Origin of the sequence: Sporosarcina sp. FSL W7-1283, assembly GCF_038003105.1 — a bacterium.
Lineage (GTDB): Bacteria > Bacillota > Bacilli > Bacillales_A > Planococcaceae > Sporosarcina > Sporosarcina newyorkensis.
The window spans coordinates 1,638,667-1,652,334 of sequence record NZ_JBBOOL010000001.1 but is presented as its reverse complement, the minus strand read 5'-3'; the positions used below and the strand labels follow the sequence as shown (position 1 = coordinate 1,652,334).

Sequence of the window (13,668 nt, the reverse complement as noted above, 5' to 3'; positions counted from 1 at the left end):
TTCAAACAAGTGCCTGTCGAGACTAGACTGCGCTTTGCACTCTTGAGATCAATAGTCCGATGTAGATTCGAGACCTTCCATTATTGCGACGCCTGAACTTGCTCCGATGCGAGTGGCTCCCGCTTCGATCATTTTGTTGACGTCTTCGATGCTGCGGACACCGCCAGATGCTTTAACACCGATTTTCGGTCCTACTACGGAGCGCATCAGCTTGACATCTTCAGAAGTAGCGCCTCCTGTTGAGAAACCTGTGGAAGTTTTTACGAAGTCTGCACCTGCAAGTACTGACAGTTCGCAGGCCGTACGTTTTTGCATAGCGTCCAGCAATGACGTTTCCAAGATTACTTTTACAATCGCTTTTCCTTTTGCCGCTTCAACAACACCTTCTATATCCTTTTGAACATATTCAATTAACCCGCTGTGAAGAGCACCGACGTTCAATACCATATCAATTTCTCCTGCTCCGTTTGCGATGGCATCTTTCGTTTCGAAGATTTTTGTTTCCGTCGTACTGGCACCTAAAGGAAAGCCGATCACGGTACAAACTTTGACATTTGTATTCTCTAATGCTTCCGCAGCTGTCTTAACCCATGTCGGGTTGATACAAACAGAAGCGAATTCGTACTTTTTCGCTTCTTCACATAACTCAATTACTTGTTGCTTTGTAGCATCTGCCTTCAATAGCGTATGATCAATATACGCGGCATAATTTTTCGTCACTGAAAGCGCTCCTTTTTTAACATCTTTTCTTTTAGTATAGCAAAGCTTCATTTTGCTTGCACGAAAAAGACCACCCATACAGGTGGCCTTCATCAGATCAAGATTTCTTGATCTTCAATAATTCGTACCGGCTGGCCTTCATTGTAAGGATACCCGGCTTTCGTTAATTTCACTCGGACAATTTGGCCGACCATCGTTTCATCTGCCGGCAAGACCACTTTCAAATAGTTGTCTGTATAGCCTTCAAACAAGTTTTTTTCAGGGTCTAGTTTATAGCGCTCTTCCGGGATGACTTCCAGCACTTCGCCTTCAAATCGAGCCGCATAGTCTTTTGCCAGTTGATCGTTCAATGTAATCAAACGATGTACACGCTCGTTTTTAACGCCTTCATCAATTTGATCTTCCATACGAGCTGCCGGTGTACCTGTTCGCTTAGAATAAGGGAACACATGCAGTTCAGAGAATTTATGATCACGGATGAAATTATATGTCTCCATAAATTCCTCTTCCGTTTCGCCCGGGAAACCGACGATGACATCTGATGTAATCGCAAGCTGCGGTAATGCTTCGTTCAAGCGGACGAGACGTTCAGAAAAGAACTCCATCGTATACTTACGGCGCATTCGTTTCAGGACTGTATTGGAACCTGACTGGATTGGAATATGCAAGTGACGGACGATAATTTTGGATTCTCTCAATACATCAATTACTTCGTCAGTCAATTGGCTCGCTTCGATTGAACTGATTCGAAGACGTTTGAGTCCTTTAACGTTCTTCTCAAGATCCCGCAATAGGCGTGCAAGATTATAGTCTTTCAAATCTTCACCATAGCCGCCTGTATGAATCCCCGTCAAGACGATCTCCAAGTAGCCTGCATCAACAAGCTGCTGCGCTTGGTGTATGACTTCTTGCGGGTCACGTGAGCGCATCAAGCCTCTTGCCCAAGGGATGATACAGAACGTACAGAAGTTGTTGCAGCCTTCTTGGATTTTCAATGAAGCGCGTGTACGGTCCGTGAATGAAGGTACATCCAGTTCTTCGTAGACACGGTTCTTCATAATATTCCGCACAGCATTTATCGGCTGCCGTTCTTCACGGAATTGTTCAATCAGCCCCAAAAGCTTCGTGCGGTCTTGCGTGCCTACCACGATGTCCACGCCAGCTATCGCCATAATTTCAGCAGGAGAAGTTTGTGCATAACAGCCTGTCACACAAATTACTGCGTCCGGATTTTGACGGATCGCACGACGTATGACTTGGCGACTTTTTTTATCTCCTGTATTCGTTACCGTACATGTGTTGATCACATAGACGTCTGAGTTTTTTTCAAATTCAACCCGACCATAGCCTGCCTCCTGAAACAGCTGCCAAATCGCTTCTGTTTCGTAATGATTCACTTTGCAGCCTAACGTATGAAAAGCAACCGAAGACATCAGTCGCTCACCTCTTTCATTCAAATTCATAAGACATAGCGGACAATAAATATAAAGGGGCCGTTTCCGTCCGTAAGATTCGAGGCCCGAGTGCCATCGGAAGGAATCCCGCATCTTTCAAAAAATGCGCTTCTTCCCTGGCTAAGCCGCCTTCGGGTCCAAAAACGACCAATATCGATTGTTTATGATACACGTTTTTCAGCCGATCTGCAATCTTATGCGGCACTTCGCTCTTTGCATCCTCTTCATCAGCGAAAAGTTTGACGTCAAAGGAAGCCGCATATTCTGCAAGTTGCTTAATAGATTGGACTGGGAGAATCTCGGGTATGTGATTACGGTGGCATTGCTCCGCCGCTTCTTTTGCAATCTTTTGGAGACGTTCCACTCGCTTATCGCTTTTTTTAAGGTCCCATTTAACGACTGATCGACTAGCCGCCAAAGGAATTAAACGCTTCATACCAAGCTCCGTCCCTTTTTGCGTGATCAAGTCCAGTTTATCGCCTTTTGGAAGACCGCAGGCGATCGTGACATGTATAGGCATCTCATTGTTTTGATCGAGTTCCTCTTGCTGAGATACGATGACTTCATCATCAAGAATCTCTTCAATAGACGCCAATGAGACGACTCCGTTATATACTGTCAGTAACTGTTCACCGGATGTCATTCGCATAACCTTAACGATATGCTTATGATCGTCTCCGCTGATCGCTACCCGCTGTTCTCCATCGAAAGGCTTTTCAAGAAAATAACGTTGCAAAATTATCCACGCCCTTTGCGCGCAATAATTGCTACCCAATCTTCCATGAGCACCGTCTCGACAATTTCAAAACCTTGCGCGATCAAATCTTCACGTACTTCATCACGTTTCTGAAGGATGATCCCGGATGTGATGAATAGCCCGCCCGGCTTAATCAGCTTAAATGCATCTTTCGAAAAGGACATGATGACATCCGCAAGTATATTCGCGATAATCAAGTCAGGCGGCTCTTCTATCGCATCCAGCAAATTCGCTTCCAAAACTGTAATCCGATCATCCACATGGTTGTATGAAACATTTTCCTGCGCCGCCCGGACAGCAACTTCGTCTAAATCCAGCGCAGTAATATGTTTCGCACCGAGAAGAGCGGCACCAATCGCCAGAACGCCCGAGCCTGTTCCGACATCTACAATACTTTGATCAGGCAGCAAATACTTCTCGAGTGCCTGCAGGCAAAGAACTGTTGTCGGATGAGTTCCTGTACCAAACGCCATCCCCGGATCAAGTTCAATGATTAATTCATCCGTTTCCACCGGTGTATAGTCTTCCCAAGTAGGCACAATTGTAAAACGCTTGGAGATTTTTACCGGATGATAATACTGTTTCCAAGAGTTTGCCCAATCTTCTTCGTCGACCTCTGTAATTCCAATTGTGAAGCGCCCTGGATCGAGAGAAAATTGACGGAGCCCCTCGATTTCTAATTCTAATTCCTGAACCGTTTCATTGATGAAACTATTAACCGGCAAATAGGCTTTGATGATGACACCTTCACCCGGAAAATCTTGTTTATCCAGCGCATAGAGTTCACCGTATTGGTTTATCCGTTCTTTATCCGGCTCTGTGGAATCTTCTATGATGACACCACTAGCTCCCGCTTCATGCAGTATATTGGCCACGGCTTCGGTTGCTTCATGCGTGGTATGGACGGAGACTTCTGACCATTTCACAGTTTTTCAATCCTTTCATTCGCCTTTGAAAGTACGTTTGATTTTGTCGAAGAATGAGCTGGAGTATTCATCAGGTGTTTCGCCTTCAATTGAGGCAAATTCTCTCAGCAACTCTTTTTGTTTTTCTGTCATCTTTTTCGGAGTAATTACTTTGACGATGACGTGCTGATCCCCTACTCCATGTCCGTGTACGTTCGGTACCCCTTTACCGCGCAAACGGAAAGTCGTGCCGTTTTGAGTACCAGCCGGGATTTTCAACTTTACTTTCCCATGTACGGTTGGAACTTCGAGTTCATCGCCGAGTGAAGCTTGCGGGAATGTTAAGGACAATTCTAGGATAATATCGTCTTCCTCACGGATAAAACGTTTGTGTGGACGGACGTTAAAGACGATATATAAATCTCCTGGAGGTCCTCCGTTAATTCCTGCCTCACCTTGACCTCCTACGCGTAAACGCTGGCCTTGGTCCACTCCTGCCGGAATTGAAACTTCAATAATCTTCTTTTTAGTGACTCGGCCTTTACCGTGACATGTTTCACATTTTTCAGGAATGATCTTTCCTGTTCCTTGACAAGTGGAGCATGTTCTGCGGTTCACTACTTGGCCAAACGGAGTATTTTGCGCCACTGAAATTTCGCCGGAACCATTACATTCTGTACATGTTTTGACACTTGTACCTTTTTTGGCACCTGTTCCGTCGCATGTGTCACACACTTCTTCACGTGGAATTTCGATTTCAGTCTTTTTGCCGAAGATGGCATCCATGAAATCCACTGTCATCGTATATTGAAGGTCATTTCCTTTTTGAGGAGCGTTTGGATCTCTTCTTCTCGCACTGCCGCCAAAAAATGTACTGAAAATATCTTCGAAACCGAAGCCTTCAGCACCGCCGCCGCCAAAACCGCCAAATCCTTGGCTCGGACCTTCATGACCATATTGGTCATAGCTGGCACGTTTGTTTTCATCGCTTAGCACTTCAAATGCTTCCGTTACTTCCTTAAATTTCACTTCAGCATCCGCTTCTTTGTTCAAATCTGGATGGTATTGTTTGGAAAGCTTCCGATACGCTTTGCGGATCTCTTCCTTTGTGGCGGACTTAGAGACCCCCAACACGTCGTAATAATCTCGTTTACTCATTCACTGCACCCCTCATCGCATTTTACCTGTGGTCCATTGTAACATGTTGAAATGATTTTTGTTATGATAACAGACGAAAAAGTCAAAGCCGGAATTTCGGACTTTGACTTTTCCGTCAACATCTATTTCAATTCAATTATTTCGTGTCTTTGTCGTCTACTTCTTCAAAATCTGCATCGACTACATTATCGTCTGCTTCACCTGGTTGCCCATCACCTTGAGCAGCTTGAGCTTCTGCTGCAGCTTGTTCATAAAGCTTGACGGAAAGCGCTTGTACCAGTTCGTCGAGTTTTTCTTTCTTCTCGCGGATCTGATCAAGATCTCCAGATTCATTTGCAGTTTTCAACTCTTCTAATGCTTCTTCTGCGCTTTTCACTTCAGCTTCATCTACTTTGCCTTCAAGATCTTTTAGTGTCTTTTCAGCCATGAAGACTAGCTGATCTGCTTCGTTGCGCAAATCTGCTTCTTCTTTACGCTTCTTATCATCTTCAGCGTGTGCTTCTGCGTCTTTTACCATTTGATCGATTTCTTCATCAGAGAGACCTGAAGAGGATTGGATCGTAATGTTTTGTTCTTTCTGTGTTCCTAGATCTTTCGCTTTTACGTTAACGATACCGTTTTTATCGATGTCGAATGTTACTTCGATTTGCGGTACACCGCGTGGTGCCGGTGGAATATCCGTCAATTGGAAACGACCTAACGTTTTATTGTCAGTTGCCATTGGACGCTCACCTTGCAATACATGAATGTCTACTGCTGGCTGATTATCCGCTGCAGTGGAGAACACTTGTGACTTACTAGTCGGGATCGTAGTGTTACGCTCAATCAATTTCGTGAAGACCGAGCCCATTGTTTCGATACCTAGAGAAAGAGGTGTAACGTCAAGCAATACAACATCTTTTACGTCTCCTGTCAAGATCGAACCTTGAACTGCTGCACCCATTGCAACGACTTCATCCGGGTTAACGCCTTTAAACGGCTCTTTCCCAGTCGCTTTTTTGATCGCTTCTTGTACAGCTGGAATTCGAGTAGAACCACCAACTAGGATAACACGATCGATTTCAGACGGAGACAGTTCAGCATCTTTAAGCGCCTGACGAGTCGGCACCATGGAACGCTCTACTAAATCTGCTGTCAACTCATCGAACTTAGCACGTGTTAACGTGATTTCTAAGTGAAGTGGACCAGCCTCTCCAGCAGTGATGAACGGCAAGGAAATCTGAGTGGAAGTTACACCCGACAAATCTTTCTTCGCTTTCTCAGCTGCATCTTTCAAGCGCTGCATTGCCATTTTATCTTTTGATAGATCGATTGCATTTTCTTTACGGAATTCTTGTACAAGATAATCGATGATGATGTCGTCGAAGTCGTCACCGCCGAGCTTATTGTCACCCGCTGTAGAACGTACTTGGAATACACCGTCACCAAGTTCTAGGATAGAAACGTCAAATGTACCGCCACCTAAGTCGTACACAAGGATCGTTTGGTCTTCATCCGTCTGATCCATACCGTATGCAAGTGCCGCTGCTGTCGGCTCGTTGATGATACGTTCTACTTCAAGACCAGCGATTGTGCCTGCATCTTTCGTAGCTTGACGCTGTGCATCGTTAAAGTAAGCCGGTACGGTAATTACCGCTTTCGTTACTTTTTCACCTAGATAGTCTTCCGCATAACCTTTCATATATTGAAGGATCATAGCTGAAACTTCTTGAGGTGTATATTCATTGTCTTCTACTTTTACTTTGAAGTCCGTTCCCATATGTCTTTTCACGGACATAATCGTATTCGGATTCGTGATGGATTGGCGCTTTGCAACTTCCCCTACTTGGCGCTCTCCATTTTTGAATGCTACAACTGAAGGAGTTGTACGGTTACCTTCAGGATTTGGGATAACTTTCGCTTCTCCGCCTTCATATACCGCTACTACTGAGTTTGTTGTACCTAAGTCAATACCAATAATTTTACTCATGTTCAATTTGCCTCCTAATTATTCGCAAGTTAGTTTTGTCTGTTTTTATTCGTTTACTTTGACCATGGATGGACGCAGCACACGTTCTTTCAGCTTATACCCTTTTTGAAGTTCTTCCAAAACAATGCCGGAAGCTTTCTCTTCATCATTTCCTGTCATAACTGCTTGATGGAAATTCGGATCAAACTCCTGATCAATTGCTTCGATTTCTTCCAGACCTTCGGATTTCAATGCTTCGACCAATGAGCGGTAGACCATATCCATGCCCGTCAAAATCGACTGACTTTCTGTTTCTGTTGCCTCAACAGATAGAGCGCGTTCGAAATTATCCAATACAGGCAAAATATTGACCATCACATTTTGTGCACGATAGGTCTGCAACGCTTGATAGTCGAGGGAAGCTCGTCTTTTTACGTTTTCCATATCTGCCAATACACGCAATTTCTTACCCTCTTCTTCCTCAAGGGCTTTTGTCAATTCATCTATTTTTTTCTTTAGTTCGTCTTCTTCAGTGACTTCTTCAGCTTGTTCTTCTGGCTGATCTGTCGTATGTTCTGCATCTTGTTCTTCTTCAGAACCATTCTCAAGTTGTTCATTTTCATTGAGTTCTTCTTTTTCAGTCACGTGTCTTGCCTCCTATCTGCGTCTTGTCCGATCGTCAATCTATGAAGTGCAGAAGATAAATCACTGCTTAAAATATCGAGCAGCGTGATCACTCTTCCATAATCCATTCGTTTCGGACCGATAATTGCAATGGAACCTTCCATATTCTCACCTGCAGAGTATGTGGATGTGATAACACTGTAATCTTCCATGTCGATCACTTTGTTCTCAGAACCGATTCGAACTTGAATACCTTGTTCGTTCTTCTGAAAAATAGCCATGGCAGGATTGCCTTTTTCAATCAGCTCAAAGAAGGACTTCATTTTTTGAAAGTCATGGAATTCCGGTTGCTTCCACATATTCATTTTTCCACCGAAATAAAGACGTTCTTCGGGTTCTACCGCAACCGCTTGCTGCAGCGAGCTGAAGAGTTTCTCGGCATGATGAATATGTTGTTCAAAAACATGCTTTGCTTCCTGTAACAGCTTTTGCTGCAGCTGTACAAGCGAGGTGCCTATTAGGCGTTCATTTAAAATATTGACCGTCTTTTCAATTTCTGAAGCAGTCAATCCTTCTGGAACATCAAAGATCCGATTTTCCACATGACCATTATCTGTAACGATAATGGCGACTGCCTTCTTTTGATCCAAAGGAACAATTGAAAACTTTTTGACGGCGTGCGTCGAAGTATCAGGTCCCAGCAGAATCGAAGTGTAATTCGTCAGCTCCGATAAAATCGTTGCAGACTTACGTATTAGCTCTTCAGATTCCCCTACTTTTTCCTGAAACAGTGTTCGCAGCTGCAGACTGTCTTCCAAGCCTAGAGTTTGCGGCTGCAATAAATGATCCACAAAGAATCGATACCCTTTTTCAGAAGGCACTCTTCCGGATGAAGTGTGAGTCTTTTCAAGAAACCCCAAATCCTCGAGGTCCGCCATGTCGTTCCGGATAGTGGCCGAACTAAACGGCGCCTCCGGTTTCTTTGACAGTTGCCTAGAGCCTACGGGTTGAGCAGACTCGATGAAATCTTTCACCGTCAATTGTAGTATGAGCAATTGTCTGTTTGTCAACATGATCATCACTCCTGTTAGCACTCATTAACTTCGAGTGCTAATACTACTCATAATTTATCAAATTATATTTTACCTGTCAATGAATCAAGCTCACTCTTCAAGTAAAAATTGTTCAAATACCGTATTTCCTTGAAAGACACCTTTTTTCGTCAGACAGAGACGATCTTCTTTCATTTGCAGTAAGCCTTGCTGCTGCAACTTTTCAATGGATTGTCCGAATACTTCTTGAATCGGTCGCCCGTATTTCCGTGCGAAATGCTCCATGGAAACACCTTCGATTTTTCGCAGACCTAAAAACATTTCTTCTTCCATCGATTCGCCTGCTGTAACTTCATGTACTTCTTTAAGAGGTAATATCCCCTCTTCCAAATGGTCGATATAATGTTTTAGCGGACCTACGTTGGCATAACGTTTCGTCCCTAAATAGCCATGTGCGCCTGCACCAATACCTGCATAGTGAGAGTTTTCCCAATAAATCAAGTTATGAAACGAAGGATAGCCCGGAATGGCAAAATTACTGATCTCGTACTGTTGTCTATTTGCTGCATTCATCAGGTCAATGACCATTTCAAACATTTCTGTTTCGGTATCTACTCCAGGCAACGGCAACTTTCCTTTGATCATTCGGTTGTAGAATACAGTTTTCGGTTCGACGATTAAGGAATAAGCAGAGTAATGCGGTAAGTCGAGAGCTAGGGCCCGGTCAAGCGTTTCTTGCCACTCTGAAACTGTTTGGTTCGGCAAGCCATACATTAAATCTAAGCTGATGTTTTCGAAACCAATGGATCGGGCAGTAGTAATCACGCGTTCCACATCCTCAACAGAATGCGTTCGACCGATTTGCTTTAATAAGCGTTCATTAAACGACTGGACGCCAATCGATAAACGATTGACCCCTTTCTCCTTTAAAATAAAGAGTTGTGCTTCGGATAGATCATCCGGATTTGCTTCTGTCGTAAATTCGCGCAACGACGGGACATCAATGTACTGCCCGACTATTGTCAACAATCGATCGAGTTGCAGAACAGAAAGGGCAGTCGGTGTTCCCCCGCCTAAAAAGACCGTTTCCACTTGTTCAAATGAATGACCTGCCTCCTTCATCAATTGAAACTCTTTTCCGATCGATTCAATATATTGATCGACAGGCTGATTCTTTAAGAAAACTTTATTGAAATCACAGTAATGGCAAATTTGCTGGCAAAACGGTATATGGATATACACACCCCGCATGCGGTCACTTCCTTCTATCTTAATTCAATATGTAAACGTCAAAAAGAGGGCGCTTCTGCCCTCTCTTTAAAGTCGTAGTTAATCTTCATCCATCTTCAGAACCGCCATGAATGCTACTTGCTGATTAGACTTAACAAACTGTATCATACAGCATCGCGAGATACTATACAAACGTTTTAGCCATGCGTGTTTGTCAAGGTTTGTTTTAACACAAAGTTACTTAGGATCGCTTAGTGAAATTTTCGCTGTTCGCTTGGCTGGATGGCAATAGGAGGAAAAATCTATTCAAGCATCCATGCAGTGATTTCATGACTCTTATTAAAGGTTCACGATTTTTTATTGGTATTAGACACATTAAAAATCTTCTATATGGACACACTAGATGTGAATACGCTATAAGGAGGAAAGTAAATGAAAAAAACAAGTTTTTTAATGATTGTTCTTTTGGTTGCACTGGTCGTGATGGGTTGCGGAACAAAAAAGGATAACACAACTCCCGTTGAAAAAAATACTACTACGAATGAAACATCAAATGATACCGTTGACGAAGATGCTACTTCCCCTAGTACTAACGAGACCAAGGTAGAGACTGCTGATGAAGCTGCAGACAAAATCACTGAACTGACAGAGGTGGATAATGCCACTGTACTGGTTACTGATCATAACGCTTATGTTGCTGTTGTCTTAAAGGATAAGGCAGTGGAAGAAGCGACAAAAGAGCTGGAGGATAAAGTTGCAGAAAAAGTCCGATCTTCTAATTCTGCTATCGAGAATGTCTACGTTTCCCTTAATCCAGATTTCGTCGAAAGAATGACCGATTATAGGGAAAAAGTTAGAGCGGGAGAGCCAGTAGAAGGATTCTTTGATGAGTTTTCAGAAGCAATGAAACGAGTATTCCCTGATGCACATTAACATCTCAACATAATTAAAAAGTAATTAACTACTTTTATTCCTTTTTATAAAGACGGCTTTAAACAATAAAGATGCCTCTATTATTGGAAAAAAGCGGTCAGTCCAATTAAGGATATGATGTACACCCCGAAAGTTAGAGTTTCAAAACCTAACTTTTGGGGTGTTTTATTATGGCTAAGTATAGAAATGATTATAAGAGGATAATTATTCATGAATATCTTGATGGTAATTCTAGATATAAGACATTAGCCAAAAAATATGGCGTGAAGGTTGATATACAAATTAGAAATTGGGGGAAGTCTTACGAGAAGTATGGTGTTAAAGGAGTATTTAGAAAGAAAAGTAAGGAAGTTTACTCTTTTCAATTCAAGCTTGATGTACATAGCTTTATGAAAAGGACAGGTATTTCTTTAAATGAAACAGCACTTCATATGACCTCACTCCCTTTTTGCGAAATAAAAAAGAGGACAACAAATGACGCAGCGCCATGCTGCAATCAAATGTTGTCCCCGGTTTTTCCAGTAGACTTTTATAAAATAAGAATATTTTTTTCATTTTGTCTGATACTGAGTATTACAAACAATAAATGAGGTGCTAAATTTGTATTACTACAAAGAAGAATTGATTAACCCTATCACTCCTCCCGATCAACCAGACCCTGCAGCTGCGAAGGTACTGCAGGAAATTCTAGGAGGTCATTATGGAGAAATGAGAACCATGATGCAGTACTTCTTTCAAAGTTCTAATTTCCGCGGAAAAGACACACAATATCGAGATTTACTCCGCGGTGTATTTATTGGAAGAAATCGCTCATGTTGAGCTTGTGCAAAATACAATCAATCAATTACTAAATGGCTCTGGTGATACCGATTTACCAGGTAATAGCGGAAGAGATCATGCACCACTAGAAGATGCGGTAAGACACGCAAATCCTCATCATTTCATCATGGGCGCTCAAGCTTCTCTTCCCGTTGACGCCGCAGGAAATCCTTGGAACGGTTCTTGGGTTTATAGCCACGGCAATTTGATTGGTGATTTGCTTGATAACCTAGTATTGGAATCAACTGGCGTCTTACAAAAAACTCGAATTTATGAAATGAGCTCCAATAAAACTTTCCGTGAAACTTTAGCGTTTCTTATTGTCAGAGATAATGCACATCAAAATGCATTCGCTAAAGCGTTGGAAACTCTAGGCGTTGAATGGGGCAAGCTTTTCCCAGTCCCGAATTACGATATTAATAAATATCCTGAATGTAGAAAATATGTTGAATTAGGTTATCATAATGCACAATTCAATTTCAGATTAGACCCGACTAGAATCGGTGAAGTTTTCCAAGGCCAGTCTCCTAGTAGAAATAAGGAAGAACTTAACGTAACCCCTCCACCAGCTGGCTTCCCGGTCCCACTTATGCCTGACATGCCTAATGAGCACAGCCCTGGTATACAAGACATGAATAATTAAGTGAGGTCAGTCCCTATTCGAGGGACTGATTTTAATCTTTTTGTATAACTAACTTCATAAAACAACGGCTTATCATCCTGCCAGTTGAAGATTTGCTTCCCGAATCCCTCTCCCGGCTTGTCCGACTCATCTATGAACTTATCCATCACTCGATAAACCGCGTTTTTCACTTTTACAAACTTGCCTGCTCTCTTAACGTATACATCTTCTTGAATAACACCCAAAGGACCCCTCCTTATGTGTTATACTAATGTCAGCCATGATGGGAGAAATCCTGTCTTTTTTATGTCTTAATACTCCATCGATAATGCAATAAACGGCTTGCACTTCTAATTGATACACATTTACATTTTCCATTCCGATCACTCCCCGATTTTTAGTTTCCAAACAACCCAAACCGCCGCTGCTCAATTTGCCCCGCTCTGCCTGATCCATCACAACGAGCGCAATGTTGCGCTTATTCGTCTTAAATTCCTTCGGCGGCTCACTGTTATCAGCGCCAGCATTCCACATCTGCCGGAAACGGAACAGCTCGCTCACTTTCCACTTCCACTTGACTGTCGCATCCTCTAACAATACGTAGAATGGCTCATACCTAACGCTGACCACTTATTTCACCTGCCATAAACTCATTTATTACATCAATGATTTCGTAAGGTTGTATCGTTCTTCCATCAGTGTCGCAATGTGTAGCAAGTAGTTTCAATATCTTTACCAATTCCCGCAGACAGGCGTTTTCCCGTTTATAATTTAAAGCCGCTTGACAGTTTCCTCTTGATTCTTCCACAGGGATTCATTTAGCATTTCCACATCCTGCGCTCGTTCTGCTTGCTGGATGAGCCATCTCAAGTCATTTAACGATAGTTTCATCGATTCGACCTAACGCACTACCTCCTGCAACCGTGCCGCATTCGTTTCAGTTGTCATACCAAAACCTTCGTTCCTTTTAACGCATTGGTCAGCTGCATAAAACGATCTGCGTCCCCACAAATCCAACGCATGGTCAATCTGTACCAACAACATGTCCCTATCGGTTATGATCGTTTCACTATTTGAAGGAAACTCTAACTCTTGACGTTTCGATGTAGTTTCCTCGTGCACAACTACGACGTTTTTTAAGAGACTTGGGTGTACATTCATGTATGTCCTCCTCATATAAAACTCTTCACTGTTCATCCTGATTCCTCCCCACTATATTTTCCGCATATCTCAACTGTTGCCAAACATACTGATCATCATGATTGCCGCCGCTAGCACGCCAATCATCTATGTGTATGTGTATGTGTATGTCTTGAAACACCTCTAACGGCAACTGCTCCCGCATGTTGTTGATTTCATAAATCGAATTTTTGCTCATGCTCTTCTCCTGTTATCCAAAATTTACTATGTTTATTAATAGCCTTACTTGCTGAGACTGTAATTACA

Annotated in this window: 15 protein-coding genes and 1 pseudogene; 3 read left to right on the top strand and 13 right to left on the bottom strand. The window is 42.7% G+C overall.

Features of this window, described 5'->3' with window-relative positions; genetic code table 11:
* Positions 1-48 precede the first annotated feature (48 nt).
* The 9 genes from deoC to hemW all read right to left on the bottom strand — a co-directional run bounded on the left by deoC (position 49) and on the right by hemW (position 9,869).
* Positions 49-720, bottom strand: coding sequence for a deoxyribose-phosphate aldolase (gene deoC / locus MKY93_RS07985; protein WP_221835033.1), 672 nt, complete (start codon positions 718-720; stop codon positions 49-51).
* A gap of 92 nt (positions 721-812) precedes the next feature.
* Positions 813-2,153, bottom strand: a complete 1,341-nt coding sequence (gene mtaB, locus MKY93_RS07980; RefSeq protein WP_340758749.1) for a tRNA (N(6)-L-threonylcarbamoyladenosine(37)-C(2))-methylthiotransferase MtaB — start codon at positions 2,151-2,153, stop codon at positions 813-815.
* Positions 2,154-2,169: 16 nt separating this feature from the next.
* Complete coding sequence (locus tag MKY93_RS07975) at positions 2,170-2,910, bottom strand: 16S rRNA (uracil(1498)-N(3))-methyltransferase (protein WP_340758748.1); 741 nt, start codon at positions 2,908-2,910, stop codon at positions 2,170-2,172.
* Between the two features lie 2 nt (positions 2,911-2,912).
* Complete coding sequence (gene prmA, locus MKY93_RS07970; RefSeq protein ID WP_009496913.1) at positions 2,913-3,857, bottom strand: 50S ribosomal protein L11 methyltransferase; 945 nt, start codon at positions 3,855-3,857, stop codon at positions 2,913-2,915.
* Positions 3,858-3,872: 15 nt separating this feature from the next.
* Positions 3,873-4,994, bottom strand: coding sequence for a molecular chaperone DnaJ (dnaJ, locus tag MKY93_RS07965; RefSeq protein WP_009496915.1), 1,122 nt, complete (start codon positions 4,992-4,994; stop codon positions 3,873-3,875).
* A 136-nt stretch (positions 4,995-5,130) separates the two neighbouring features.
* Positions 5,131-6,963: a molecular chaperone DnaK gene (gene dnaK / locus MKY93_RS07960; protein WP_009496917.1), complete on the bottom strand. Its 1,833-nt coding sequence runs from the start codon at positions 6,961-6,963 to the stop codon at positions 5,131-5,133.
* A 45-nt stretch (positions 6,964-7,008) separates the two neighbouring features.
* On the bottom strand, positions 7,009-7,587 hold the full coding sequence (gene grpE / locus MKY93_RS07955; RefSeq protein WP_009496919.1) for a nucleotide exchange factor GrpE: 579 nt from the start codon (positions 7,585-7,587) through the stop codon (positions 7,009-7,011).
* Positions 7,584-8,639 (bottom strand): heat-inducible transcriptional repressor HrcA, encoded by a 1,056-nt coding sequence (gene hrcA / locus MKY93_RS07950; protein ID WP_050804625.1) that lies wholly within the window; start codon positions 8,637-8,639, stop codon positions 7,584-7,586. The genes grpE and hrcA overlap by 4 nt, the downstream gene beginning before the upstream one ends.
* Before the next feature lie 90 nt (positions 8,640-8,729).
* Positions 8,730-9,869, bottom strand: a complete 1,140-nt coding sequence (hemW, locus tag MKY93_RS07945) for a radical SAM family heme chaperone HemW (RefSeq protein WP_340758747.1) — start codon at positions 9,867-9,869, stop codon at positions 8,730-8,732.
* A 411-nt stretch (positions 9,870-10,280) separates the two neighbouring features.
* Here hemW and MKY93_RS07940 point away from each other — a divergent pair, with 411 nt between their 5' ends.
* The 3 genes and pseudogenes from MKY93_RS07940 (at position 10,281) to MKY93_RS07930 (ending at position 12,243) form a co-directional block, all read left to right on the top strand.
* Positions 10,281-10,781 (top strand): YhcN/YlaJ family sporulation lipoprotein, encoded by a 501-nt coding sequence (locus MKY93_RS07940; protein ID WP_009496925.1) that lies wholly within the window; start codon positions 10,281-10,283, stop codon positions 10,779-10,781.
* A 170-nt stretch (positions 10,782-10,951) separates the two neighbouring features.
* On the top strand, positions 10,952-11,371 hold the full coding sequence (locus MKY93_RS07935; protein WP_340758746.1) for a helix-turn-helix domain-containing protein: 420 nt from the start codon (positions 10,952-10,954) through the stop codon (positions 11,369-11,371).
* A gap of 10 nt (positions 11,372-11,381) precedes the next feature.
* Positions 11,382-12,243 (top strand): annotated as a pseudogene (locus MKY93_RS07930) (manganese catalase family protein).
* Here the strand turns inward: MKY93_RS07930 and MKY93_RS07925 are convergent.
* The 4 genes from MKY93_RS07925 to MKY93_RS07910 form a co-directional block, all read right to left on the bottom strand.
* Positions 12,240-12,467 (bottom strand): hypothetical protein, encoded by a 228-nt coding sequence (locus MKY93_RS07925; protein WP_009496931.1) that lies wholly within the window; start codon positions 12,465-12,467, stop codon positions 12,240-12,242. The pseudogene MKY93_RS07930 and the gene MKY93_RS07925 overlap by 4 nt on opposite strands.
* On the bottom strand, positions 12,436-12,819 hold the full coding sequence (locus tag MKY93_RS07920) for a hypothetical protein (RefSeq protein WP_340758745.1): 384 nt from the start codon (positions 12,817-12,819) through the stop codon (positions 12,436-12,438). The genes MKY93_RS07925 and MKY93_RS07920 overlap by 32 nt, the downstream gene beginning before the upstream one ends.
* Positions 12,820-13,122: 303 nt before the next feature.
* On the bottom strand, positions 13,123-13,383 hold the full coding sequence (locus MKY93_RS07915; RefSeq protein ID WP_340758744.1) for a hypothetical protein: 261 nt from the start codon (positions 13,381-13,383) through the stop codon (positions 13,123-13,125).
* 25 nt (positions 13,384-13,408) lie between these two features.
* A complete protein-coding gene (locus MKY93_RS07910) occupies positions 13,409-13,600 on the bottom strand; it encodes a DUF6877 family protein (protein ID WP_340758743.1) in 192 nt (63 codons plus the stop codon).
* Between the last annotated feature and the right edge of the window lie 68 nt (positions 13,601-13,668).